Origin of the sequence: Streptomyces sp. OR43 (genome assembly GCF_008042275.1) — a bacterium.
Classification (GTDB): Bacteria; Actinomycetota; Actinomycetes; order Streptomycetales; family Streptomycetaceae; genus Streptomyces.
This window is the reverse complement of sequence record NZ_RDBK01000043.1, coordinates 2,568,914-2,590,338: the sequence shown is the minus strand read 5'-3', so window position 1 is coordinate 2,590,338 and position 21,425 is coordinate 2,568,914. Positions and strand designations below refer to the sequence as shown.

The 21,425-nt window shown below is 70.6% G+C and carries 19 protein-coding genes and 2 pseudogenes; 11 read left to right on the top strand and 10 right to left on the bottom strand.

What is annotated here, in order from left to right:
• Positions 1–85: 85 nt before the first annotated feature.
• Both EAO72_RS30640 and EAO72_RS30635 read right to left on the bottom strand, forming a co-directional pair.
• The gene (locus EAO72_RS30640; protein WP_148020337.1) at positions 86–1,249 is read right to left on the bottom strand and encodes a hypothetical protein; all 1,164 of its coding nucleotides are present in this window, start codon (positions 1,247–1,249) and stop codon (positions 86–88) included.
• A 238-nt stretch (positions 1,250–1,487) separates the two neighbouring features.
• Positions 1,488–3,068, bottom strand: a complete 1,581-nt coding sequence (locus tag EAO72_RS30635) for an acyl-CoA mutase large subunit family protein (protein WP_148022132.1) — start codon at positions 3,066–3,068, stop codon at positions 1,488–1,490.
• 227 nt (positions 3,069–3,295) lie between these two features.
• On the opposite strand from EAO72_RS30635, the gene EAO72_RS30630 reads away from it, so the two are divergent.
• Entirely contained in the window at positions 3,296–4,231 is a 936-nt protein-coding gene (locus EAO72_RS30630; RefSeq protein ID WP_148020336.1) for a L,D-transpeptidase family protein, read from the top strand.
• Positions 4,232–4,409: 178 nt separating this feature from the next.
• Here the strand turns inward: EAO72_RS30630 and EAO72_RS30625 are convergent, their stop codons facing one another.
• The 5 genes from EAO72_RS30625 to EAO72_RS30605 all read right to left on the bottom strand — a co-directional run bounded on the left by EAO72_RS30625 (position 4,410) and on the right by EAO72_RS30605 (position 10,212).
• Positions 4,410–5,564: a hypothetical protein gene (locus tag EAO72_RS30625; protein WP_187285285.1), complete on the bottom strand. Its 1,155-nt coding sequence runs from the start codon at positions 5,562–5,564 to the stop codon at positions 4,410–4,412.
• On the bottom strand, positions 5,564–6,451 hold the full coding sequence (locus EAO72_RS30620; RefSeq protein WP_148022131.1) for an RNA polymerase sigma factor: 888 nt from the start codon (positions 6,449–6,451) through the stop codon (positions 5,564–5,566). The genes EAO72_RS30625 and EAO72_RS30620 overlap by 1 nt, the downstream gene beginning before the upstream one ends.
• A gap of 503 nt (positions 6,452–6,954) precedes the next feature.
• The gene (locus EAO72_RS30615; RefSeq protein ID WP_148020334.1) at positions 6,955–7,524 is read right to left on the bottom strand and encodes a hypothetical protein; all 570 of its coding nucleotides are present in this window, start codon (positions 7,522–7,524) and stop codon (positions 6,955–6,957) included.
• A 136-nt stretch (positions 7,525–7,660) separates the two neighbouring features.
• Positions 7,661–8,386 carry a DUF4328 domain-containing protein gene (locus tag EAO72_RS30610; protein WP_148020333.1) on the bottom strand — a complete coding sequence of 242 codons (726 nt, stop codon included), beginning with the start codon at positions 8,384–8,386 and terminating at the stop codon, positions 7,661–7,663.
• A 221-nt stretch (positions 8,387–8,607) separates the two neighbouring features.
• Positions 8,608–10,212, bottom strand: a complete 1,605-nt coding sequence (locus EAO72_RS30605) for a beta-N-acetylhexosaminidase (protein ID WP_148020332.1) — start codon at positions 10,210–10,212, stop codon at positions 8,608–8,610.
• Positions 10,213–10,563: 351 nt separating this feature from the next.
• Here EAO72_RS30605 and EAO72_RS30600 point away from each other — a divergent pair, with 351 nt between their 5' ends.
• From EAO72_RS30600 to EAO72_RS30580, 5 genes are all read left to right on the top strand, one after another.
• Entirely contained in the window at positions 10,564–11,067 is a 504-nt protein-coding gene (locus EAO72_RS30600; protein ID WP_148020331.1) for a 2-oxo-4-hydroxy-4-carboxy-5-ureidoimidazoline decarboxylase, read from the top strand.
• Between the two features lie 242 nt (positions 11,068–11,309).
• Positions 11,310–11,690, top strand: a complete 381-nt coding sequence (gene sdhC / locus EAO72_RS30595) for a succinate dehydrogenase, cytochrome b556 subunit (RefSeq protein ID WP_026249405.1) — start codon at positions 11,310–11,312, stop codon at positions 11,688–11,690.
• 5 nt (positions 11,691–11,695) lie between these two features.
• Positions 11,696–12,169, top strand: a complete 474-nt coding sequence (locus tag EAO72_RS30590) for a succinate dehydrogenase hydrophobic membrane anchor subunit (protein ID WP_148020330.1) — start codon at positions 11,696–11,698, stop codon at positions 12,167–12,169.
• Between the two features lie 30 nt (positions 12,170–12,199).
• Positions 12,200–13,954, top strand: coding sequence for a succinate dehydrogenase flavoprotein subunit (gene sdhA / locus EAO72_RS30585; RefSeq protein WP_148020329.1), 1,755 nt, complete (start codon positions 12,200–12,202; stop codon positions 13,952–13,954).
• Entirely contained in the window at positions 13,954–14,730 is a 777-nt protein-coding gene (locus EAO72_RS30580; RefSeq protein WP_148020328.1) for a succinate dehydrogenase iron-sulfur subunit, read from the top strand. Before sdhA ends, EAO72_RS30580 begins: the two co-directional genes overlap by 1 nt.
• Before the next feature lie 86 nt (positions 14,731–14,816).
• Here EAO72_RS30580 and EAO72_RS30575 read toward each other — a convergent pair whose 3' ends face one another.
• Positions 14,817–15,326 carry a MarR family winged helix-turn-helix transcriptional regulator gene (locus EAO72_RS30575; protein WP_148020327.1) on the bottom strand — a complete coding sequence of 170 codons (510 nt, stop codon included), beginning with the start codon at positions 15,324–15,326 and terminating at the stop codon, positions 14,817–14,819.
• 87 nt (positions 15,327–15,413) lie between these two features.
• Here EAO72_RS30575 and EAO72_RS30570 point away from each other — a divergent pair, with 87 nt between their 5' ends.
• From EAO72_RS30570 to EAO72_RS30555, 5 genes and pseudogenes are all read left to right on the top strand, one after another.
• Positions 15,414–16,649 carry an MFS transporter gene (locus EAO72_RS30570; RefSeq protein WP_148020326.1) on the top strand — a complete coding sequence of 412 codons (1,236 nt, stop codon included), beginning with the start codon at positions 15,414–15,416 and terminating at the stop codon, positions 16,647–16,649.
• Between the two features lie 67 nt (positions 16,650–16,716).
• Positions 16,717–17,142, top strand: a complete 426-nt coding sequence (locus tag EAO72_RS30565) for a hypothetical protein (RefSeq protein WP_148020325.1) — start codon at positions 16,717–16,719, stop codon at positions 17,140–17,142.
• A 9-nt stretch (positions 17,143–17,151) separates the two neighbouring features.
• On the top strand, positions 17,152–17,625 hold the full coding sequence (locus EAO72_RS30560; protein WP_261991673.1) for a thiol-disulfide oxidoreductase DCC family protein: 474 nt from the start codon (positions 17,152–17,154) through the stop codon (positions 17,623–17,625).
• A gap of 25 nt (positions 17,626–17,650) precedes the next feature.
• Positions 17,651–17,809, top strand: a pseudogene (locus EAO72_RS44180) (ABC transporter substrate-binding protein); the annotation flags it as partial.
• 150 nt (positions 17,810–17,959) lie between these two features.
• Positions 17,960–18,676, top strand: a complete 717-nt coding sequence (locus tag EAO72_RS30555; RefSeq protein ID WP_222724158.1) for a TetR/AcrR family transcriptional regulator — start codon at positions 17,960–17,962, stop codon at positions 18,674–18,676.
• A 93-nt stretch (positions 18,677–18,769) separates the two neighbouring features.
• Here the strand turns inward: EAO72_RS30555 and EAO72_RS30550 are convergent, their stop codons facing one another.
• Positions 18,770–20,323 (bottom strand): ABC transporter substrate-binding protein, encoded by a 1,554-nt coding sequence (locus EAO72_RS30550; protein ID WP_148022130.1) that lies wholly within the window; start codon positions 20,321–20,323, stop codon positions 18,770–18,772.
• 219 nt (positions 20,324–20,542) lie between these two features.
• Positions 20,543–21,388, bottom strand: a pseudogene (locus EAO72_RS30545) (metallophosphoesterase); the annotation flags it as partial.
• Positions 21,389–21,425: the final 37 nt, after the last annotated feature.

Here is a 21,425-nt window from a genome sequence, read left to right as displayed (position 1 = left end):
CCGGCAGGCGGAACCGGGAGGGGCCGCCGCACGGTGCGACGGCCCCTCCCCTGACGTGGGACGACGGGACGAGCGGCCCGGCCGGTCAGCGGCCGGACACCGCCGCGCGGCGCCGCAGGAGGACGAAACCGAGGCCCGCCGCGCCCACCGCTGCCGCACCGCCAACGGCGATCAGTACCGGACTGCCGTTCTGCTCGAACTCGGCACCGGCGGCGACGCTGCCCTTCGGGACGACGGACGTCTGCGTGGTCTGCGTCTGGGTGCCGGTGCCCGAGGTGCTGTTGCCCGAGGTCGTGGCGTAGATGAAGCTGCACCCCTCGGGCAGCTTCGGGAAGTCCGTGACGGACGCCGGGTGGCCGCCGCCCTCCATGTTGGTGCGCAGCTGCGGCGCGGCGCTGCTCGGGTTGATGATCTCGCCGAGGAAGCCGGCACTCGCCGGAAGCTCGGGGTGGAGCCGGGAGAGCTGGCCGAGGACCTTGCCGTCGTCGCCCTGGAAGACGACGGACGGGCCCGACGGGCTGATGCTCAACTCGGCCAGGGTGCCGGCCCCGATGCTCTTCGTCACCGTGGCGACGCACTCGACGGGGGTGACGGGGCCCTGGCCGTCGCTGCCCGCGTCCACGACGGACGTCACCGCACCCGTGAAGTCCAGCGTCACCTTGATCCCATTACCGAAGACCCTGCTCTCCTCCGGGGCGTAACCGCCACCCGCGGTCAGAACCCCCAGCACCTTCCCACCGTCGAGCACCTCAGCCGTGTAATAGACGTGCTGATCACCGTGCTTGTACACCTTGGCGGTGAGACCGCCCTCGAGCTCGTCGGTGTGGACCAGCACGCCCGCCGGGGTGACGGGGCCCTGGCCGTCGCTGCCCGCGTCCACGACGGACGTCACCGCACCCGTGAAGTCCAGCGTCACCTTGATCCCGTTACCGAAGACCCTGCTCTCCTCCGGGGCGTAACCGCCACCCGCGGTCAGAACCCCCAGCACCTTCGCACCGTCGAGCACCTCAGCCGTGTAATAGACGTGCTGATCACCGTGCTTGTACACCTTGGCGGTCAGTCCGCCCTCGAGCTCGTCGGTGTGGACCGGCGTGCCGTCGTCGGTGGCCTGCTGTCCCTGACCGGCCGGCGTGGCCGGGACGGTGTCGGCGAAGGCCGCGGTGGCCGGGACGAGGACGGCGCCTCCCAGTGCGGCCGCGGCGACGGCGGTGCGGAGGGAGACACGGCGGTACGAGGGACGGAAAGACATGATCGACTCCGTGAGGAATGGCCCTTGCGGGCTCGGAAGGCTGGGAGAGTCGCATGCCGCTTCCTCGAAGTGTGGGGCCGTGAGGTGGGGCGGGCTGCATCAACGAATCTAGGTGTGCCGTACAGCGGACCCATCCGTTCCGTGTCACAGACACGTGACAGGCATCCGCGTCCTCACCTCACAACTGTTGGTACGGGGAGGCGCGTTGCTGCCCTCCGCCCCCACCTCGCCACGCGTCTCAGAACGCGTCCGACGGCACGTACGTCCCCCACACCTCCCGCAGCGCGCCGCACACCTCGCCCACCGTGGCGCGGGCCCGCAGCGCGTCCTTCATCGGGTACAGCACGTTGTCCGTGCCCTCGGCCGCCCTGCGCAGAGCCACCAGGGCCGTGTCCACCGCGCCCTGGTCGCGTTCGGCGCGGAGCCGCGCCAGCCTGGCCGCCTGCTGGGCCTCGATCGCCGGGTCGACGCGGAGCGGCTCGTACGGCTCCTCCTCGTCGAGCTGGAAGCGGTTGACGCCGACGACGACCCGCTCGGCGCTGTCCGTCTCCAGGGCGACGCGGTAGGCGCTGCGCTCGATCTCGTTCTTCTGGAAACCCTGCTCGATCGCGCTGACGGCGCCGCCCATGTCCTCGATCCTGAGCATCAGTTCCACGGCCGCGGCCTCGACGTCGTCGGTCATGCTCTCGACGACGTAACTGCCCGCGAACGGGTCGACGGTGGCCGTCACGTCCGTCTCGTACGCGAGGACCTGCTGCGTGCGCAGGGCGAGGCGGGCGGACTTGTCGGTGGGCAGCGCGATGGCCTCGTCGAAGGAGTTGGTGTGCAGGGACTGGGTGCCGCCCAGGACCGCGGCCAGGCCCTGCACCGCGACGCGTACCAGATTGACCTCGGGCTGCTGGGCGGTGAGCTGCACACCGGCGGTCTGGGTGTGGAAGCGGAGCATCATCGACTTGGGGTTCCTGGCGCCGAACTCCTCCTTCATCACCTTCGCCCAGATCCGCCGGGCGGCCCGGAACTTGGCGACCTCCTCCAGGAGCGTCGTACGCGCGACGAAGAAGAAGGAGAGCCGCGGGGCGAAGTCGTCGACGTCCATGCCGGCCGCGACGGCGGTGCGGACGTACTCGATGCCGTCCGCGAGCGTGAAGGCGATCTCCTGCGCGGGCGAGGCCCCGGCCTCCGCCATGTGGTAGCCGGAGATCGAGATGGTGTTCCACTTCGGGATCTCGGCCCGGCAGTACCTGAAGATGTCGGCGGTCAGCCGGAGGGAGGGTCCCGGCGGGAAGATGTACGTGCCCCGGGCGATGTACTCCTTGAGCACGTCGTTCTGGATGGTGCCCGTGAGCTGCCGCGCCGGGACGCCCTGCTCCTCGGCGACGAGCTGGTACATCAGCAGCAACAGCGCGGCCGGGGCGTTGATCGTCATGGACGTGGAGACGTCGCCCAGCGGAATGCCGCCGAACAGCACGCGCATGTCGTCGATCGAGTCGATCGCCACCCCGACCTTGCCGACCTCGCCGGACGCGATGTCCGCGTCGGAGTCGTGGCCCATCTGGGTGGGCAGGTCGAAGGCGACGGAGAGGCCCGTCGTGCCGTTGGCGATGAGCTGCTTGTAGCGGGCGTTGGACTCGGTGGCCGTGCCGAAGCCGGCGTACTGGCGCATCGTCCACGGGCGTCCCGTGTACATCGACGGGTACACGCCGCGGGTGAAGGGGTAGGCGCCCGGCTCGCCGAGCTTCGCGGCGGGGTCCCATCCGTCGAGCGTGTCCGGCCCGTAGACCGGCTCGATCGGCAGTCCCGATTCCGACTCGCGCGTCATCTGCTGTGCCTCCCGCTGATGCTGCTCACTGGTACCCATGGCTTTCGGGACGGACTGTAGCGGCGGGTCCTGAAGCGGTGGAGGGGGCCGGGCCGGGACCTTGCTCACAGCCCCGATGCCTGACATCCTCCGGTCCTCGATGCCGCTTTCCCCATCATGCGCAGGATTCGGCAACCGGGCAGAGCGGGAATCCGTCCCATGAGATACCGCAGATTCAGGGGGTCGGGATGATACGCAGCAGCAGGACCGGGCGCGGCCACGCGCACAAAGGACGCCGGGGGGCGGGCGCGGCGTCCGCCGTCGCCGTACTGGCGCTGGTCGCCGTGACCTCCGGGTGCAAGGCCGAGCCCGCCGGCAGCGCGCCGGCCACTCCGTCGGCGCCGCCGGCGAGCAGCTCACCCACCGAGGACGCCAAGCCCGGCACGGACGGGACGGAGTCGACGACGCCGTCCACGAGCGCGAAGCCGAGCGCGAAGCCCAAGGCCACGCCGAAGTCCACCCCCGAAGCCACGCCGTCGGCCGATCCGCAGGCCGAGGTGCTGATGGCGACCGGCTCGCAGGGCAAGCAGGTCCGTGAGCTCCAGGCCCGGCTGCGTCAGATCGGCCACTTCGACCGCAGCCCCACGGGCTACTACGGCTCCGTCACGGTCACCGCCGTGCAGTCGTTCCAGGGCAAGCGCGGACTGTCCCGCACGGGGAGGACGGACACCGTCACCTGGCGGAAGCTGCTCGGCATGACGCACGCGCCGACGGCCGCGGAGCTGACCCCGCCGACCACCCGGCCGGCCGCGAAACCGGACAAGCGCTGTCTGACGGGCCGGGTCATCTGCATCAGCAAGAACAGCCGGTCGCTCTCCTGGATGATCGACGGCAGGATCGTCTCGTCGATGGACGTGCGGTTCGGCTCGCAGTACACGCCGACCCGCGAAGGCACCTTCTCCGTCTACTGGAAGTCCCGGCACCACGTGTCGTCGATCTACCACACGGCCATGCCGTACGCGATGTTCTTCAGCGGCGGCCAGGCGGTCCACTACTCCTCGGACTTCGCGGCCCGCGGCTACAACGGCGCCTCGCACGGCTGCGTCAACGTCCGGGACGAGGGGAAGATCGCCTCGCTGTTCGCCCAGGTCCGCAACGGCGACAAGGTCGTCGTCTACAAGTGAGGCGGAGCGGGACGGGGGAGACACGTTCCCCCGGTCCCGCCCGCGCCATTGCGCCGAGCCGTAGGTACGGGGGGAACCCCGGCTGCGGGCGCTGCCGATGACCAGTCGGCTCACTTGTTACTGCGCCCATCGGCCGGAAAACGTCACACCCGGTGGTGCCGGGGCGGGCGGAGTGGACTCAGCGCGCCGCGGGCGAGGGCGACGAGGAGCGCGCGGAGCCGGAGGACTCGGCGGTGGTCGAGGGGTCCGGGGACGCGGTGGAGAAGCCGATCGACGGCAGGGTGCCCGAGCCGCCGGACGAGCCGTCGCTCCCGGCCGGTTCGTCGTCGCCGTTGTCGCCCTGACCCGCACCGTCGTCGTTCTTGCCGTCGGTCTGGTCGAGCATCCGGTCGCAGAACCGGTCGAGATTACGGGCCCCCTTGGCCAGCGCTTCGAGGCGCTTTCGCTGCTCCTCCTCGAGCTTGCCGCCGCGGTAGTCGCGGCAGGCCTTCACCGTCTTCGCGTACCAGGACGCCTCGTCGCCGCTGTCGCCGGAGGCCCCGTCACCGTCCTTGCCGCCGGGGCTCGGCGTCGGGCCGCTGCCGCCCGACGGCTTGTTCCCGGCTCCGCCGGACCGGCTTTCACCGCCGCCGTCGCCGCCGTCGGTCTCCCGGCCCGGGCCGGCGGTGCGGTCGCCACCGTCGGGGCGGCCGCTCTCGGGCCCGCCGGTCGTGGACGCGTCCGGTGACGCGGCTTCCTCGCCCGGCGATCCGGGCGGCGGTGCCGATGTCTCGTCGTCGGTGGTGAGGTCGGAGCCCAGTTCCTCGGGGGACGCCGCGGCCGACACCGAGGTGGCCGGTGTCGGCGCGTGCCGGCCGAAGGGACCGGGCAGCATCCCGGTTCCGGCGGCCACGGCCACCCCGCCGATCGCGCAGCACGCGAGGGAGGCGACCAGACCGAACCGGATGGGCCGGCTCCAGCGCATGGGGCGGGGGCCACGGATTCCCGCGGCCCCCGACGCCGTACCGGAACCGGCCGGGCGTATGTGTACGGGGGCGAGCATGCCGGACTCGGCGGAGTCGTCCGCGCCCGCGGTCCGGGCCGGATCCGCCGGTGCGGTGACGCCCGAGGTACGGGCGGCGGTACGGCGGACGGCGCGGAAGGCGGTCAGGGCCGCGGCCTCGCCGGGCAGCTCACCGGTGGCGGGGCGGGCGGTGCGGGCCACGGCGTCCAGGACGGCCGCGAGCCTCTCGGCCTCGTTCCGGGGCGGGCCGTCGGAAGGGTCGACCGGTGCGCGGCGGAGCATCTTCTCCGCCGCTTCCTTGTCAAGCCATTCGTGCTGCTCGTCGGCCATCACATGTCCTTCTGCGTCCACAGACGCGAATGCGTCACACCGGCGGGCGCCACCAGGCCGGTGCGGGAGGGGCGCTGCGCGGGGACGGCGCCGAGTTCCACCGTCCGGCCCGCCCCGTTGTTCTGCGAGGACTGCGCGGGGTTCGTGCCACCGCCCGGCCCCCTGGGCGCGCCGACCGTGCCGGCCGCCCCGTCGCCACGCGGACGGCTTCCCTCCGCAGGACCGGCCGCAGGCGAACGGCCTTCGCCGCCCGGGTGCGCTTCCGCCGGCGGTGACGCGGCCGGCGCGCCGACCGCCCCACCGCTGGAAGGCCCCGCTCCGCCCGCGCGGTCCGCGTCGTCCGCCCGCAGCAGTTCGGCGAGCCGCTTCAGCCCGCGGTGCGCGGCGGTGCGGACCGCGCCGGGCCGCTTGCCCAGCGTCTGCGCCGCGCTCTTGGCGTCGAGACCGACCACCACCCGCAGCACCACGGCCTCGGCCTGGTCCTGCGGCAGCTGGGCGATGAGCGACATGGTGCGGCCGGTGGCCAGCGCCTCGATCGCCTCGTCGGCCGTGTCGGACCCGGCCGGCTTCCCCGACAGCTCCGTCTCGTCGCCGCCGATGGCGGGCCGCCTGCCCCGCATCCGCAGATGGTCCAGGGCCCGGTTGCGCGCTATCCGCGCCGCCCAGCCCCGGAAGCGGTCGGCGTCACCGCTGAATCGGTCGAGGTCCCTGGCTATCTGCAGCCACGCCTCGGACGCCACGTCCTCGGCGTCCGCGTCCCCCACGAGCGTCCGTATGTAGCCCAGCAGCCGCGGCTGCACAGCGCGGTACACAGTACGGAAGGCGTCCTCGTCCCCGTCCTGCGCCGCGAGCACCGCGGCAGTAAGCCCCGCGTCGTCCCCCAGCACTCCCTCAACCTGCCCTGCTGTCCCGAATCGCAGCTGGTCACCACTGCCGCGCCACCCTGCGCGACTCAGCACGCTACGTCCTCTCCGGGCGTCGCGTCCATGACTTGTACAACCCGCAACATTCTTCGGACACCGCGCGGTGTGACAGAAAACGCAGTCGCGGCGCAGAGATGAGTACGGGGTCGTCCTGCGACCCCGCGGAAGACGACCGGGGCCTCTCCTGTGGGGGGTGGCGGCCCCGGTCGTCGTTCCATCGCCCCGCTCCGGCCCGGGAAAACGCGGCTCGCGGGCCCGTTACGCGGCCACCGCGTGGCCCACGCGTCCCCCCGTCCACCTGATCCGGCTCGGATCAGGGCGGCGCGCCGCCCGATGCGGGGGCGCTCGAACCTCTTCTCAGCTCTCCGCCGGCCGTCGTTACGGCTCGGCGGGGTTGTCGCCGCCGTGCGCCCAGCCGTGTGTCCGTGCGGCGGCGGTCGGAGCTCGGGGCCCGGGATCGCGCCGGGTCAGCCCCGCACCCGGGCCCGTCGTGAGGCCGCCGCCCTCAGGACCCGCTGGCCCTCCGTCGAGACGTCCATCACCTGGCGCAGCCCGGCTCCCGTGGGGGCGCCGTCGCCGATCTCCGCGAGCATCTCCAGGATCCGGGCCTGCCGGGCGGCCTCCCCCGACAGCAGCGGTCCCGCTCCGGCCGGGTCGCCGGCCCGGCAGCGCGCCACCAGCTCCGTGGCGTCGGCGCGGGCGGCGTCGTGCCCGCGGTGGAGGTCCAGGGCCAGCACCGAGCAGGCGTCCGCCCAGGTGCGCAGCGCCTCGCCCGTCCGGTCCGCGGGGGCCTCGCCGAGGAGCTTCGCGATGCGCCGGACGCTCTCCGGCGGATCGGGCAGGGCGTCCAGCGCCGTGCGCGCCTCGGCCAGCCGGTCCGGCCAGTCGTGCGGGTCGGCGCAGCCCGCCCAGAGCGGCCGCAGCGGATCCGGGTCGGCCGCCCCGGCGGGCTGCGGCAGGCACCGGTCGAGGCAGGCGGTCCCGCTCGCGGCGAGCCCTCGGGCGTCAGCGGCGGCGATCAGTTCGAGCAGGCTCATCGGCGTCTCCCGTCGGCCTCCCCGTACCCGGATCGGACGCACGGGGACGTAGCGCGTCGTCTTATCGCGTACAGCGCCGAATGGCCGAAAAGCGTCACTCATGTCGTCTGAATACCGCCGCTCCGCACCCGACGCCTCAGTGCGACCGGCCCCGGTCCGCGCGCTCCGGGGTGAGCGGCGGGACCGTGGCGGCCCGCTCCGCCGCCCGTTCGCCCTGCATCGCGGTCAGCCGGCGCACGAACAGGATCGCGAGCACGGCGGAGACGATGTCGAGTGCGTCGGTGGCCATGCCCAGGTCGAAGGCGTGCAGGACCTCGTCCGCCTCCTCGGCGTCCGCGGCGGACCCGGTGAACCGGGAGACGAGTTCCGAACAGACCAGCACCGCCCACCACGCGTGCAGCAGCCCGCGCGGGGCCGGGGCGCGGTTGCTGCCGCCCGGGGAGCTCGCGGTCCACACGCCGCTCGCGACGCGGTGGGGCAGCCAGAGGTTGCCGACGGGGACGAACCAGCCGCCGATCGCCCAGCCGGGCCGCATCGAGTGGGCGTACGCGTCGAACACCTCCGCGTTGAGCCGCACCCTGCGGAACCAGACGAGGAAGACGACCGCGGTGGCCAGGAAGGTCAGCACCTGCAGTGATCCGGAGGCCTGGTACAGCGTGTCGGCGCGGTCCGCGAGCGCCTCGTCGAATCTCAGGAAGTCGTCGGCCATCCCGTCGCCGTACACCTGACGCGCGTAAGCGCCGGCGCCGAGCGCCAGCAGGTCGGCCACGGCCACCGCCCCGAGCAGCACGCACACCGCCTTGCCGAGCCCGACCGGCGACCGCAGTGACCTCCCGGTTGCCGGCCCCTCCGGCGTCGGCATCAGTCCGCCCGCCCGGGAACGGCGGAAGGCGGCGCACACCGTGCACCGCCCGTCGGCCGTGTGGGCAGGTCTCGTACCGCAGAGTGAGCAGAGCATGGAAAGGGAACCCCCCAGGATTCGGACGTCTACGCATGGAGCGCGCGTCCCTCCCCGGACCACGCGGCCAGCGGAACGTAGCCCCCCGCTTGCCTCACTGTCCACGGTTTTGGCAGGTCAGGCCCTCAGCCCTGGTCGATCTCCTTCGCCAGCGCCTTGAACCCGTCCCAGCTCAGTTCCGGTTTGCCCGGATCCCAGAGCTTCTGGGAGGTGGCCCGCAGCGGCATCCGGATGCCCTCGGCCACCTGCGCCGCGGTCTGGGCGTTCGGGAAGTCGCCCCAGACCGCGAACCGGCCCCCGAGGATCTGGTCCGAGTACGTCGCCGGGACGGGGCTCGTGCCGCGCAGCACGAGCGGCGTCCACTGTTCGTAGATGCGCTTGCCCGTGGGGTAGACGAAGGCGTTGGGCTGGCCGAGCACGTAATAGAGGTACTCGTCGTTGAGGTTCAGCATCTTGTACCCCTCACGGAGGTACTGCTCCGGCGGCCGGGCGCCGTACTCCTTGCCCGTCCAGTACTCGATCTCGATGTCCTTGTCGGCCCTGACGGTGCTGTCGCGGAAGAGGCCGTCGTTCCACGCCTTGGGCTTCATGCCGTGCGGCCGGACCACCGCAGCGCGGTCGTTGAGCCAGCCGGTGGCGAGGTCCTCGATGCCGGCCTGCGCCCCGTACTTCTTCACGGCCGCGCGCTGGAGCTGCGGGTACGAGGCGGCGGGACTGCTGACCGTGAGCGCCTGGTACTCGTCGGCGCCCAGGTGCCAATAGGCGCCGCCGAACAGTTCGGTGTACTCGCCGAGGAGCTCGTCGACGAGCTTCGCCGCGCCCGGCTTCGAGATGTCGAGCGATCCCTTCGACGGCACGCCCGAGACGTTGAGCAGCTGGAGGCCGGGGTGGGCGGCCAGGACCGCGCCGAGGTGGCCCGGGGAGTCGATCTCGGGGACGACCTCGATGTGCAGACCGCGGGCGAGGGCGACGATGCGCCGCACCTCGGCCTTGGTCAGGTGCTCGGGCGACACCACCTCGGGGTGGGTGTCGGACTCGATGCGGAAGGCCTGGTCGTCGGAGAAGTGCAGGCCGAGCTGGTTGAGCTTGAGGTCGGCCATGTCGCGCAGCCGGTCCTCGATCCAGCCGGCGCTGTAGTGCTTGCGCGCGATGTCCAGGTTGAGGCCGCGCTGCGGGCGGTCGGGGCGGTCGCGCACCTCGCCCTCGGGCATGGTGCCGTCGGCGCGCACGGACTGCTTGAGGGTGCGGGTCCCGTAGAAGACCCCCGCCTGCGCGGGACCGCTGATCGTGACGCGTCCGTCGTGGGTCCGCAGGGTGTACGACTCGGGCCCGTCGCCGGCCTTCGGGTCCAGGGCCAGTTCCACATCGCCCGCACGGGCCGGGACCTCGCCCCGGTAGCGGATCCTCAGCTCACCGGCGAGCAGCCTTCCTTCGTCGGCCAGCCCCTTGTCGCCCTGGTCGATCACCACGCCGCTGCTCTTGCCCGGCCGCCAGCCGGGACCGCGGGCCGGGGTGTGCTCCCGTACGGCGGGGATCGTGCGGGGCGTCTTCGAGAGCGGGTAGCTCCGGGTCGGGGAGGGTGTGGGGGAGGACGCGGACGGCGACGACGAGGAGGGGGACGTGGCGGAGCCGTTCTGCTGTTCGGTGCCGGAGCTGTCGCAGGCGGCGACGGTGATGCTCGCGGCCGCCACCGCCGTCACGGCCATGAGGGCGCCGCGTGAGGGTGCCATCGTTCAGAAACCTCCGGTTTCGGGGGGAAAGAGAGCAGAAGGGAGAGAAAAGGTGGCAGATGGGTGAGATAGCCGGGCATTCTCCTCGCTCATTCGTCCCTCAGGCATCGTGAAACTCTCCCGTCCGGGTGAAATTCGCGCATCCGTCGGACGGCCGTTGCCCCGCGTCGCTAGCTTTGAGGCACATTCGTCTCTCCCTTCACCCTGCATCCACCTGGTCTCTCCGGTCCCTCCCCACTCCAGGTTCACAGATGCCGTTGATTCCAGGAGTCCACGCTGTCCAGGTCCAGCGAGTCCCACGCCGGCCTCCCCGCGCAGCCGCCCCCGTCCGCCCGGCGGACCGCCGTACCCGTGCAGAGCTGCGGATCCGCGCCCGGCCGGGTCCCGTCCGGGCCCTGCGGCCTGGCGGGGTTCAACGCCGCGTCAGCCGCCGCGGCCGAGGCCGCGCTGCTGGAGTGTTTCGGCAGCCGCCGCTGGGCCAAGCGGCTGGCGGACCACCGCCCCTACCCGGATCTGGACGCGCTGCTCGCCGCCGCCGACGAGGCCTGCTACGACCTCTCCCCCACCGACCGCGCCGAGGCGCTGGCCGCCGAGGTCGCCCCCGGACTGCACCCGGACGCGCCGCGCACCGCCCATCTCGCGCTGGCCGCCGCGCACGCCGCGTACGAATGCAGGTTCGGCCATGTGTTCGTGATCTGCCTGGACGACTTCGGACCCGCCGAGCACCCCGATCAGGTGCTGGCCGGCATCCGGGCCCGGCTGGGGCACGACCCCGAGCAGGAGCGAGTGGTCGCGGCGGACGAGATGCGGCGACTCGCCCGGGGCCGCATCATCGAGCTGGTATCGAGTCAGTAACGGGTTGACGGCGGGCCGAGAGGGGCGGATTCCCTCTCACAGGCGGGCAAACAGGCCCACCTGTGGCGCGACCTAGGCCGTCCGTGCCTGATTCGTTGCCACTTTGATCACACCAGAGGCCCCCGCGCGATCGAACCGACAAACCGTCGCTACGATGGCCGGGGCCGGTGGACCGTACCCGGCCGGGTCAGACCGACAGTCAAGCCGGCCGACCCCAATCCCCGCTCCCGGAGGGTTCTTCCGTGCCGGCTGGAACGCTGTACCGCGGCCGGGAAGGCATGTGGTCCTGGGTGGCTCATCGAGTCACCGGTGTCCTCATTTTCTTCTTCCTGTTCGTACATGTCCTGGACACCGCCCTCGTCCGCGTCTCCCCCGAGGCATACGACGACGTCGTGTCCACGTACAAGACGCCGATCGTCGCGCTCCTCGAATACGGCCTGGTGGCCGCGATTCTCTTCCACGCGCTGAACGGTCTGCGCATCGTCGCCGTGGACTTCTGGGCCAAGGGCCCGCGCGTTCAGAAGCAGATGCTCTGGGCCGTGCTGGGTATCTGGATCGTGCTGATGGTCGGGGCCCTGTACCCCGTCCTCGGCCACGCCGTACGCGAAGTATTCGGGAGCTGAGGCCAATGTCCACCGAGACTTCCGCGATCGGCGACGTCGAGGGCGCGGCCCTCTACGACGTCGACAACCCCGCGCCCGTGATCGAGCCGCCGCGCAAGCGGACCGGCAAGACCCCCAAGGGTTCGCGCACCAACTTCGAGATGTACGCCTGGCTCTTCATGCGCCTGTCGGGCATCGTGCTGGTCGTCCTGGTCCTGGGCCACCTGCTGATCCAGCTGGTACTGGACGGCGGCGTCTCCAAGATCGGCTTCGCCTTCGTGGCGGGCCGCTGGGCCTCGCCGTTCTGGCAGGTGTGGGACCTGGCCATGCTGTGGCTCGCCATGCTGCACGGCGCCAACGGACTCCGTACGGTCATCAACGACTACGCCGAACGGGACAACACCCGCTTCTGGCTGAAGATGCTGCTGTACACCGCCACGGTGTTCACCGTCCTGCTGGGCACGCTGGTGATCTTCACCTTCGACCCGAACATCCGCTAGGCGCCGGGCCCGAAGGACCAGAGGTAAACCATGCAGATCCACACGTACGACACCGTCATCGTCGGCGCCGGCGGCGCCGGCATGCGCGCGGCCATCGAGTCGACCAAGCGCAGCCGCACCGCCGTGCTGACCAAGCTCTACCCCACCCGCTCCCACACGGGCGCCGCGCAGGGCGGCATGGCCGCCGCGCTCGCCAACGTGGAGGAGGACAACTGGGAGTGGCACACCTTCGACACGATCAAGGGCGGCGACTACCTGGTCGACCAGGACGCCGCCGAGATCCTGGCGAAGGAGGCCATCGACGCCGTTCTCGACCTCGAGAAGATGGGCCTGCCGTTCGGCCGTACCCCCGAGGGCAAGATCGACCAGCGCCGCTTCGGCGGTCACTCCCGCAACCACGGTGAGGCCCCGGTCCGTCGCGCCTGCTACTCGGGCGACCGCACCGGCCACATGATCCTCCAGACGCTGTACCAGAACTGCGTCAAGGAGGGCGTGGAGTTCTTCAACGAGTTCTACGTTCTCGACCAGCTGGTCGTCGAGGAGGACGGCGTCAAGAAGTCCGCCGGCGTCGTCGCCTACGAGCTGGCCACCGGCGAGATCCACGTCTTCCGGGCGAAGTCGGTCATCTACGCCTCGGGCGGCACCGGCAAGTTCTTCAAGGTCACGTCGAACGCGCACACCCTGACCGGTGACGGCCAGGCCGCCTGCTACCGCCGGGGTCTGCCGCTGGAGGACATGGAGTTCTTCCAGTTCCACCCGACCGGCATCTGGCGCATGGGCATCCTGCTGACGGAGGGCGCCCGCGGTGAGGGCGGCATCCTCCGCAACAAGGACGGCGAGCGCTTCATGGAGAAGTACGCGCCCGTCATGAAGGACCTCGCCTCGCGCGACGTCGTCTCGCGCTCCATCTACACGGAGATCCGCGAGGGCCGCGGCTGCGGTCCGGCCGGCGACCACGTCTACCTCGACCTCACGCACCTGCCGCCGGAGCAGCTGGACGCCAAGCTCCCGGACATCACGGAGTTCGCGCGTACGTACCTCGGCATCGAGCCCTACACGGACCCGATCCCGATCCAGCCGACCGCGCACTACGCCATGGGCGGCATCCCGACCAACGTCGAGGGCGAGGTGCTGGCCGACAACACCACCGTCGTCCCGGGCCTGTACGCCGCCGGCGAGGTCGCGTGTGTCTCCGTGCACGGCGCCAACCGCCTCGGTACGAACTCGCTGCTCGACATCAACGTCTTCGGACGCCGGTCGGGCATCGCAGCCGCCGAGTACGCCGCGAAGAACGACCTCGTCGAGCTTCCCGAGAACCCGGCGCAGATGGTCATCGACCAGGTCGAGCGGCTGCGCAACTCCGCGGGCACCGAGCGCGTCTCGGCGATCCGCCTGGAGCTGCAGGAGTGCATGGACGCCAACGTGATGGTGTTCCGCACCGAGCAGACGATCAAGACCGCGGTCGACAAGATCGCCGAGCTGCGCAAGCGCTACCTCGACGTGTCGATCCAGGACAAGGGCAAGCGGTTCAACACGGACCTGCTGGAGGCCATCGAGCTGGGCAACCTGCTCGACCTCGCCGAGGTCATGGCGACTTCGGCGCTGGCGCGCAAGGAGTCCCGCGGCGGTCACTACCGCGAGGACTACCCGACCCGCGACGACGTCAACTTCATGCGCCACACCATGGCGTACCGCGAGGTCGCCGACGACGGCACCGAGTCGATCCGGCTGGACTACAAGCCGGTCGTCCAGACCCGCTACCAGCCGATGGAGCGTAAGTACTGATGGCTACCCCCACCTTGGAAAAGGCCGACAAGGCTCCCGAGCCCGAGGCCGGTTTCGCCGACTCGCCGTACATCACGGCGACCTTCCGGATCCGCCGGTTCAACCCCGAGGTCTCCGACGAGGCCCAGTGGCAGGACTTCCAGATCGAGATCGACCCGAAGGAGCGTGTCCTCGACGCCCTTCACAAGATCAAGTGGGAGACCGACGGCACGCTGACGTTCCGCCGCTCGTGCGCGCACGGCATCTGCGGTTCCGACGCGATGCGGATCAACGGCAAGAACCGGCTCGCCTGCAAGACGCTGATCAAGGACCTGAGCCCGGAGAAGCCGATCACGATCGAGGCCATCAAGGGCCTCACGGTCCTCAAGGACCTCGTGGTCGACATGGACCCGTTCTTCCAGGCCTACCGCGACGTCATGCCCTTCCTCATCACCAAGGGGAACGAGCCGACCCGCGAGCGTCTGCAGTCCCCCGAGGACCGCGAGCGCTTCGACGACACCACCAAGTGCATCCTGTGCGCCGCGTGCACGTCCTCGTGCCCGGTGTTCTGGAACGACGGCCAGTACTTCGGCCCGGCGGCGATCGTCAACGCGCACCGCTTCATCTTCGACTCGCGCGACGAGGGCGGCGAGCAGCGCCTGGAGATCCTCAACGACCGTGACGGTGTGTGGCGTTGCCGCACCACGTTCAACTGCACGGACGCCTGCCCGCGTGGCATCGAGGTCACGAAGGCGATCCAGGAGGTCAAGCGCGCGCTGATCACGCGTCGCTTCTGACCCCGGGATCTCCCGAACGCGCCAGAGGCCCCGTCCCCCGCGGGAACACCGCGGGAGGCGGGGCCTCTTGCCGTACCCGGGGCGGTTCAGTCCCAGCCCGCGCCGCCCTTGTGCTCCGCGACCACCATGATGCGTCGCAGCATGTCGTTGAGCAGGGCGCGCTCGTCCTTGGCCAGGACGCCCAGCAGGCGTTCCTCCTCGTGACCGAGGAACTCCATCGCGCCGGTCCAGGTCGAGCGGCCCTCCTCGGTCAGCTCCACGTCGACGCGCCGCCGGTCGGTGGTGGAGGTCCTGCGGCGGACGAACCCGCGGCGCTCCAGCGCGTCCAGCCGACCGGTGACCGAGGCGGGCGCGAGGTCGAGGTCGGCGGCGAGCTCCGAGGGGGCCGCCTTGCCGCCGCGGCCGGCCAGTTTGTGCAGGGTGTCGAACTCCTGCCGGTCCAGGTCGAAGTCGACCAGGGACTGCTCCCGTACCCGGCGCAGGTGGACCCCGAGCTTCTTCATCCGGGTCACCGCGCCCTCGACATCGGGGTCGAGTTCGGGAAGTACCGGCTTCCACCGCTCCACGTGGCCGTCGGTCCAGTCGCGTTGCTGCATGGGCCACAGCCTACGCCGGGCACCTACATACTTCGGAAGCATATATTTCGTTGACGAATAGTTCGGTGACGAAATAGATTCCCGCCCATGCCTCACCCCTTACGCACCCGTTCCTTCCGCCTGCTCTTCGTCGGACGCAGCCTCTCCCTGCTCGGTGACGCCGCGATCCCCGCCGCGCTCACCCTCGCCGTGTACCTGGCGACCGACTCGACCGGCGCCCTCGCCCTGGTGCTCGCCTGCGCGATGGTGCCCAAGCTGCTCCTGCTGCCCCTCGGCGGCGTGGTCGGCGACCGCTTCAACGCCCGCACGGTGGCGCTGACCACCGATCTCGTACGGTGCGTCACCCAGCTGTTCGTCGGCGCCGAACTGCTCTCCGGCACACCGGCGTTGTGGCAGATCGCGGCGGCCGAGGCGATCGGCGGAGCCGCCGGCGCCTTCTCCATGCCGACCGTCTCGCCGCTGATCCGCGGCACCGTGGCCGAGTCCGGACTGCTGCGCGCCAACGCCCTGATGGCCGTCGTCAGCAGCGCGGCCCGGATCGGCGGCCCCGCCGTCGCCGGAGTGCTGGTGTTCACCGCCGGGCCCGGCTGGGCCTTCGTCCTGGACGGCGCGACCTTCGCGGTGAGCGCAGCACTGCTCGCCGCGATCGAGGTACGGCACGTCCCCATCCCGCGGCGTTCCCTGATCGGCGACCTCCGGGAGGGCTGGGGCGAGGTCCGGAGCCGCGACTGGTACTGGACCAGCCTGATCGCCCACGCCGCCTGGAACGGGGCGGCCGCCGTCCTGATGACGCTGGGGCCGGCGCTCTTCCTCCGCCACCTGGGCGGCCAGGGCGTCTGGCTCGCCTTCCTCCAGACCGGCGCCGTGGGGCTGCTGATCGGCTCACTGGTGGCCGGCCGCGCCCTGCCCCGCCGCCCGGTCCTGACCGCCAACCTGGGAGGCGCGCTGTACACCCTCCCGCTCTGCCTGCTGGCCGCACACGCGCCCGTCGGCGTGGCCGTCGTCGCGTACGGGACCGCCATGGCCGGGCTGGGCTTCCTCAACCCGGTCTGGGAGACCGCCGTCCAGTCCGCCGTTCCCGCGCACGTGCTCGCCCGGGTGACCTCGTACGACTGGCTGCTCTCACTCGGCGCGATGCCGCTCGGGTACGCACTGGCCCCGCTCGCCGCTTCCGCGTGGGGGCCCGAAGTCCCGCTCGCCGTCGCCGGATTGCTGGTCGGCACGGCCTGTCTGGCCACGGCGGCCGTGCCGGGCGTACGGCGCTTCAAGACGCCCGCCACGCCCGCCGAGGCGGTGACGCGGACCACCGGAACCCCGGCTTGAACATGTTCAAAGAGGGGTCTACAGTCCATGACAACAGCATTTGAACGCGTTCAAGGGAGGGTGGGGCATGGACCTCACTGTTGTCGCGTACGTCATCTACCTGCTCATCAGCGTGGCGCTCACCGTCTGGGTCGCCCGCACGCTGAGCCGCAACGGCAAGGTGTTCCTCGCCGATGTGCTGCACGGGAACGAGAAGCTCGCCGACGCGGTCAACCACCTGCTGGTCGTGGGCTTCTACCTGGTCAACCTCGGGTTCGTGACGCTCTATCTGAAGAACTCCGACGGTGTCGCCGACGCCCGGGAGCTCTTCGAGGCGCTGTCGGTCAAGGTCGGCGTCGTCCTGCTCGTCCTCGGGGTCATGCACCTCGGCAACGTCTACGTACTCAACAAGATCCGTCGCCGGGGCCTGATGGAGCGCGAGCAGACCCCGCCCGTCGCGCCGCAGGGCTGGACGGGACCGGGCCCGTGGGCCGCGCCCGCCCCCAGGGCGTGAGGACCGGTCATGAGGCAGCGCACGGATGGCGGGCGGTGGTCCGTCGAACGGCTCACCGTGCTCTACGACGCGCAGTGCTCGCTCTGCGTCCATCTGCGCCACTGGCTGATGAACCAGCGCCAGCTGGTCCCGCTCGACCTCGTCCCGGCGGACTCGGCCGAGGCACACCGCCGCTTCCCCGGTCTCGACCACGCCGGAACCCTGGAGGAGATCACGGTGATCGGTGACCGGGGACAGGTCTACCGCTCCACCTCCGCGTGGATCGTCTGTCTCTGGGCGCTGGCCGAGCACCGGCCGAAGGCCCACTGGCTGACCACCCCGGCCGGCCGGCCGTTCGCCCGGGCGACCGTCCTCGCCGCCGCGAAGTACCGCTCGCTGACGGCCGAGCCGTGCCGGGCGGACGGGGTGGTCAGCCAGTGGGCCTTCGGCCGGTGCTCGGCCAGCGCCCAGAGACAGACGATCCACGCGGAGGTGGAGCGGTAGACCTGTCCCCGGTCACCGAGCGGAGATCAGCCGCCAGCTGGAGGCGGACGGGCTGTTCAAGGTCACGGTGAAGGCCGTCGAGTGGCAGACCTTCCAGAAGGAGTACGCGGCCGGTAAGTACGACATGTACACCGTCGGCTGGCTCCCCGACTACCCGGACCCCGACACCTTCAGCCAGCCGCTCGTCGGCCGCGAGAACAGCCTTCACAACGGCTACACCAGCAAGAAGATGGACCGGCTGATCAGCTCCACGCTGGAGTACAGCGACCGCAGCCGCATGCCGGGTCCAGGGGCCCGGCCCGGCGACGTAGCCGGTCCGGATACCCTCGGGACCGTGGTGAAGGAAGAGAAGGACGTGAAGGAAGTCAAGGCTCCCAAGAGCGAGCAGACCCGCACACTCATCCTCGAGACCGCGCTCCGGCTCTTCCAGGAACGCGGATACGACAAGACGACGATGCGGGCCATCGCCCAGGAGGCCGGCGTCTCCGTAGGGAACGCGTACTACTACTTCTCGTCCAAGGAACACCTGGTCCAGGGCTTCTACGACCGGATCGCCGCCGAGCACGAGGCGGCGGTGCAGCCGGTGCTGGCCGGCGACAAGGACCTCGCGGAACGTATCCGCGGGGTCCTGCTCTGCTGGCTGGACGTGGCGGAGCCCTACCACCGCTTCGCCGCCCAGTTCTTCAAGAACGCCGCCGACCCCGAGAGCCCGCTCAGCCCCTTCTCGCCTGACTCGGTCTCCGCGCGGGAGGCGGCGATCTCCATCCACGAGCGCTGCCTGGCGGGCTCCGGCACCAAGGTCGACCCCGAACTCGCCGACCTGCTGCCTCAGTTGATGTGGCTGAACCAGATGGGGCTGGTGCTGTACTGGGTGTACGACCGCACGGACGACGCCGAGCGCAGCCGCCGCCTCGTCGAGCGCATCTCCCCGATCATCGCCCGGGCCATCGCCCTGTCCCGGTTCCGGGTGCTGCGGCCGCTGGTGCGCCAGGTCTACGAGGTGCTGGAGGAGTTCCTGCCGGGAGCGACGGGCCGGACGCCGGCCAAGTAGCGCGGGAACGGCCGAGCGGCCGTCCCGGGATCCTTCCCGGGGCGGCCGCTCGTTGTCGTTGTCGCGCGGTGACACCCGCGCTGTGACGCCGGATCAGATCCAGCCCAGTTCCCACAGCCGCCAGATGCCGGTGCCGTCGGAGAGGTACTGCGATCCGGAGATGTCGGGCTTGGCGAGGACGTAGTCCTTCTTCTGCCACAGCGGCACCAGCGGAACGTCCTCGCCGACCAGCTTCTGCAGTTCCTTGAAGTCGGCCGAGGTGCGGCTGCGGTCGCTGTACTCCAGCGTGGAGCTGATCAGCCGGTCCATCTTCTTGCTGGTGTAGCCGTTGTGAAGGCTGTTCTCGCGGCCGACGAGCGGCTGGCTGAAGGTGTCGGGGTCCGGGTAGTCGGGGAGCCAGCCGACGGTGTACATGTCGTACTTACCGGCCGCGTACTCCTTCTGGAAGGTCTGCCACTCGACGGCCTTCACCGTGACCTTGAACAGCCCGTCCGCCTCCAGCTGGCGGCTGATCTCCGCCGTCTCCTTCTTGTACTCGTCGTCGTCGCGGTAGGCGAAGGTGACGGGCAGCGGCAGCTGTACGCCGGCCTCCTGCATCAGCTGCTTGGCCCGCTTGGCACTCGGCGACGGGTAGGCGTCGAAGAAGGGGGTGCTGTGCCCGATGTAGCCCTGCGGGATCAGCGAGTAGAGCGGTTCGACGGTGCCCTTGTAGATGTCGGTCACCAGCGGCGCGCGGTCGATGAGCGCCGCGATGGCCTGGCGGATCTTCCTGTCGGCGAGCGGCGAGCCGTCGCGGACGTTGAAGACCAGGTTACGGATCTCGGCGCTGTCGGCCTCCGTCACGTGCTGGTCGACGGCGCCCGGGTCCAGCTCGGCGAGCGTGGACGACGGGAGCTGACGGTGCGTGACATCGACCTGGCCGGACTTCCAGGCCGCCAGCAGGTCGTCCGACTGCTTGTAGTAGCGCACGGTGATCGGGTCACCGGTGTTCTTCAGCGCGCCCTTGTACTTCGTGTTCGGCACGAGCTCGGCGCTGACGCCCTCCTCGTACGACTTCAGTACGTACGGCCCCGAACCGGTCACCCGCCCGTCGTTGCGGAGCTTGTGCTCGGCGTAGGCGTCCTTCTCGACGATGGAACCCGCTCCGGTGGCGAGCTTCTGCGGGAAGGTCGCGTCACGCGAGGAGAGGTTGAAGGTGATGGTCCGGCCCTCGGTCACCACGTTCTTCAGGCTGGGGAAGAGGACCGACGGACCGACGTCCGTCGCGATCCCCATCATCCGGTCGAAGGAGTACTTGACGTCCTCCGCGGTGATCTCCTTGCCGTCGGAGAAGGTCAGGTCGTCACGGAGCTTGCACTGGTACGTCTGCAGCTTCCCGCCGATGAACCCGCAGCTCTCCGCGGCATCCGGCTCGGGGACGATCGCCCCGGACTTGAACGTCATGAGCGACTGGTAGACGTTGCTGTACATCGCCCACGAACCCGCGTCGTACGCGCCCGCCGGGTCCAGTGAGGTCACCTCGTCGGTCGTGCCGACCGTGATCGGATCAGTGTTCCCCTCGTCCGAGGGAAGCAACTGCCAGGCGACCACGCCTGCGATGACCAAAACCGCGAAAATCGCGAGAATCCGTAGCCGGATCGACCGCATTGCCGTGCTCTCCCTTACCAGCCCCACCTCGGCGTCGCGCTCAGATACGCAGATCACCGCACGTTCGCGCTCAGCCAATCACACGATTTTCACATCTGGAAGAGGAAATCAGAGCCTCATAGGCTTTTGTTCGTTAGTTGAAACCTTGGGCCGATACGTCGAATACAGAGGGTTCACGACCGGTCACCCGATCGCCTATTCCGGGCCGTCGGACGGTGATTACGCCTGACGGGACGCGAGCTCGACGACGGTGATGTCGGAGGGGGCGCCGACCCGCACGGGCGGACCCCAGGCGCCGGCGCCGCGCGTGACGTACAGCTGGGTGTCGCCGTAGCGTTCGAGCCCCGCGACCGTGGGATTGGACAGCTCCGCGATGTAGTTGCCCGGCCAGAGCTGGCCGCCGTGGGTGTGCCCGGAGAGCTGGAGGTCCACGCCGTGCTCCACGGCCTCGTCGATGACGACGGGCTGATGGGCCATGAGAACGGCGGCGCGGGTACGGTCCCGGTCGCCGAGCGCCCGGCCGAAATCCGGGCCCTGTCCTTCGCTCTCGCCCGCGATGTCATTGACCCCGGCGAGATCGAAGCCGTCGATCTCGACCCGGGCGTTCTCCAGCGGATGAAGGCCCAATTCCCTTACGTGGTCCACCCATTCGGCGGCGCCCGAGTAGTACTCGTGATTACCGGTCACGAAGAACGCGCCGCGCCGGGCGCGGAGCCCGGCGAGCGGTTCGGCGGCCGGGCCCAGATTCTCGACCGATCCGTCGACCAGGTCCCCGACGACCGCGATCAGGTCGGGCTGGGTCCGGTTGACCGCGTCCACGATCCGCCGGGTGTGCGCGCGGCCCAGGATGGGGCCCAGGTGGATGTCGCTCACGACGGCGATCCGGAAGCCGTGGGCGGACCGGGGCAGCCGGGCCAGCGGGACCGCGACCCGCTTGACGCGCGGGCCGCGGAGCACCCCGTAGGCGCCGTAGCCGGTCGTGCCGAGCCCCGCCACGGCTGCGGCACCCCCGACAGCCCGCGCGACGAAGAGGCGGCGCGAGGGGGCGGGGGGTGCCGCAGCCGTGGCGGGGCTCGGCACGACCGGCTACGGCGCCTACGGG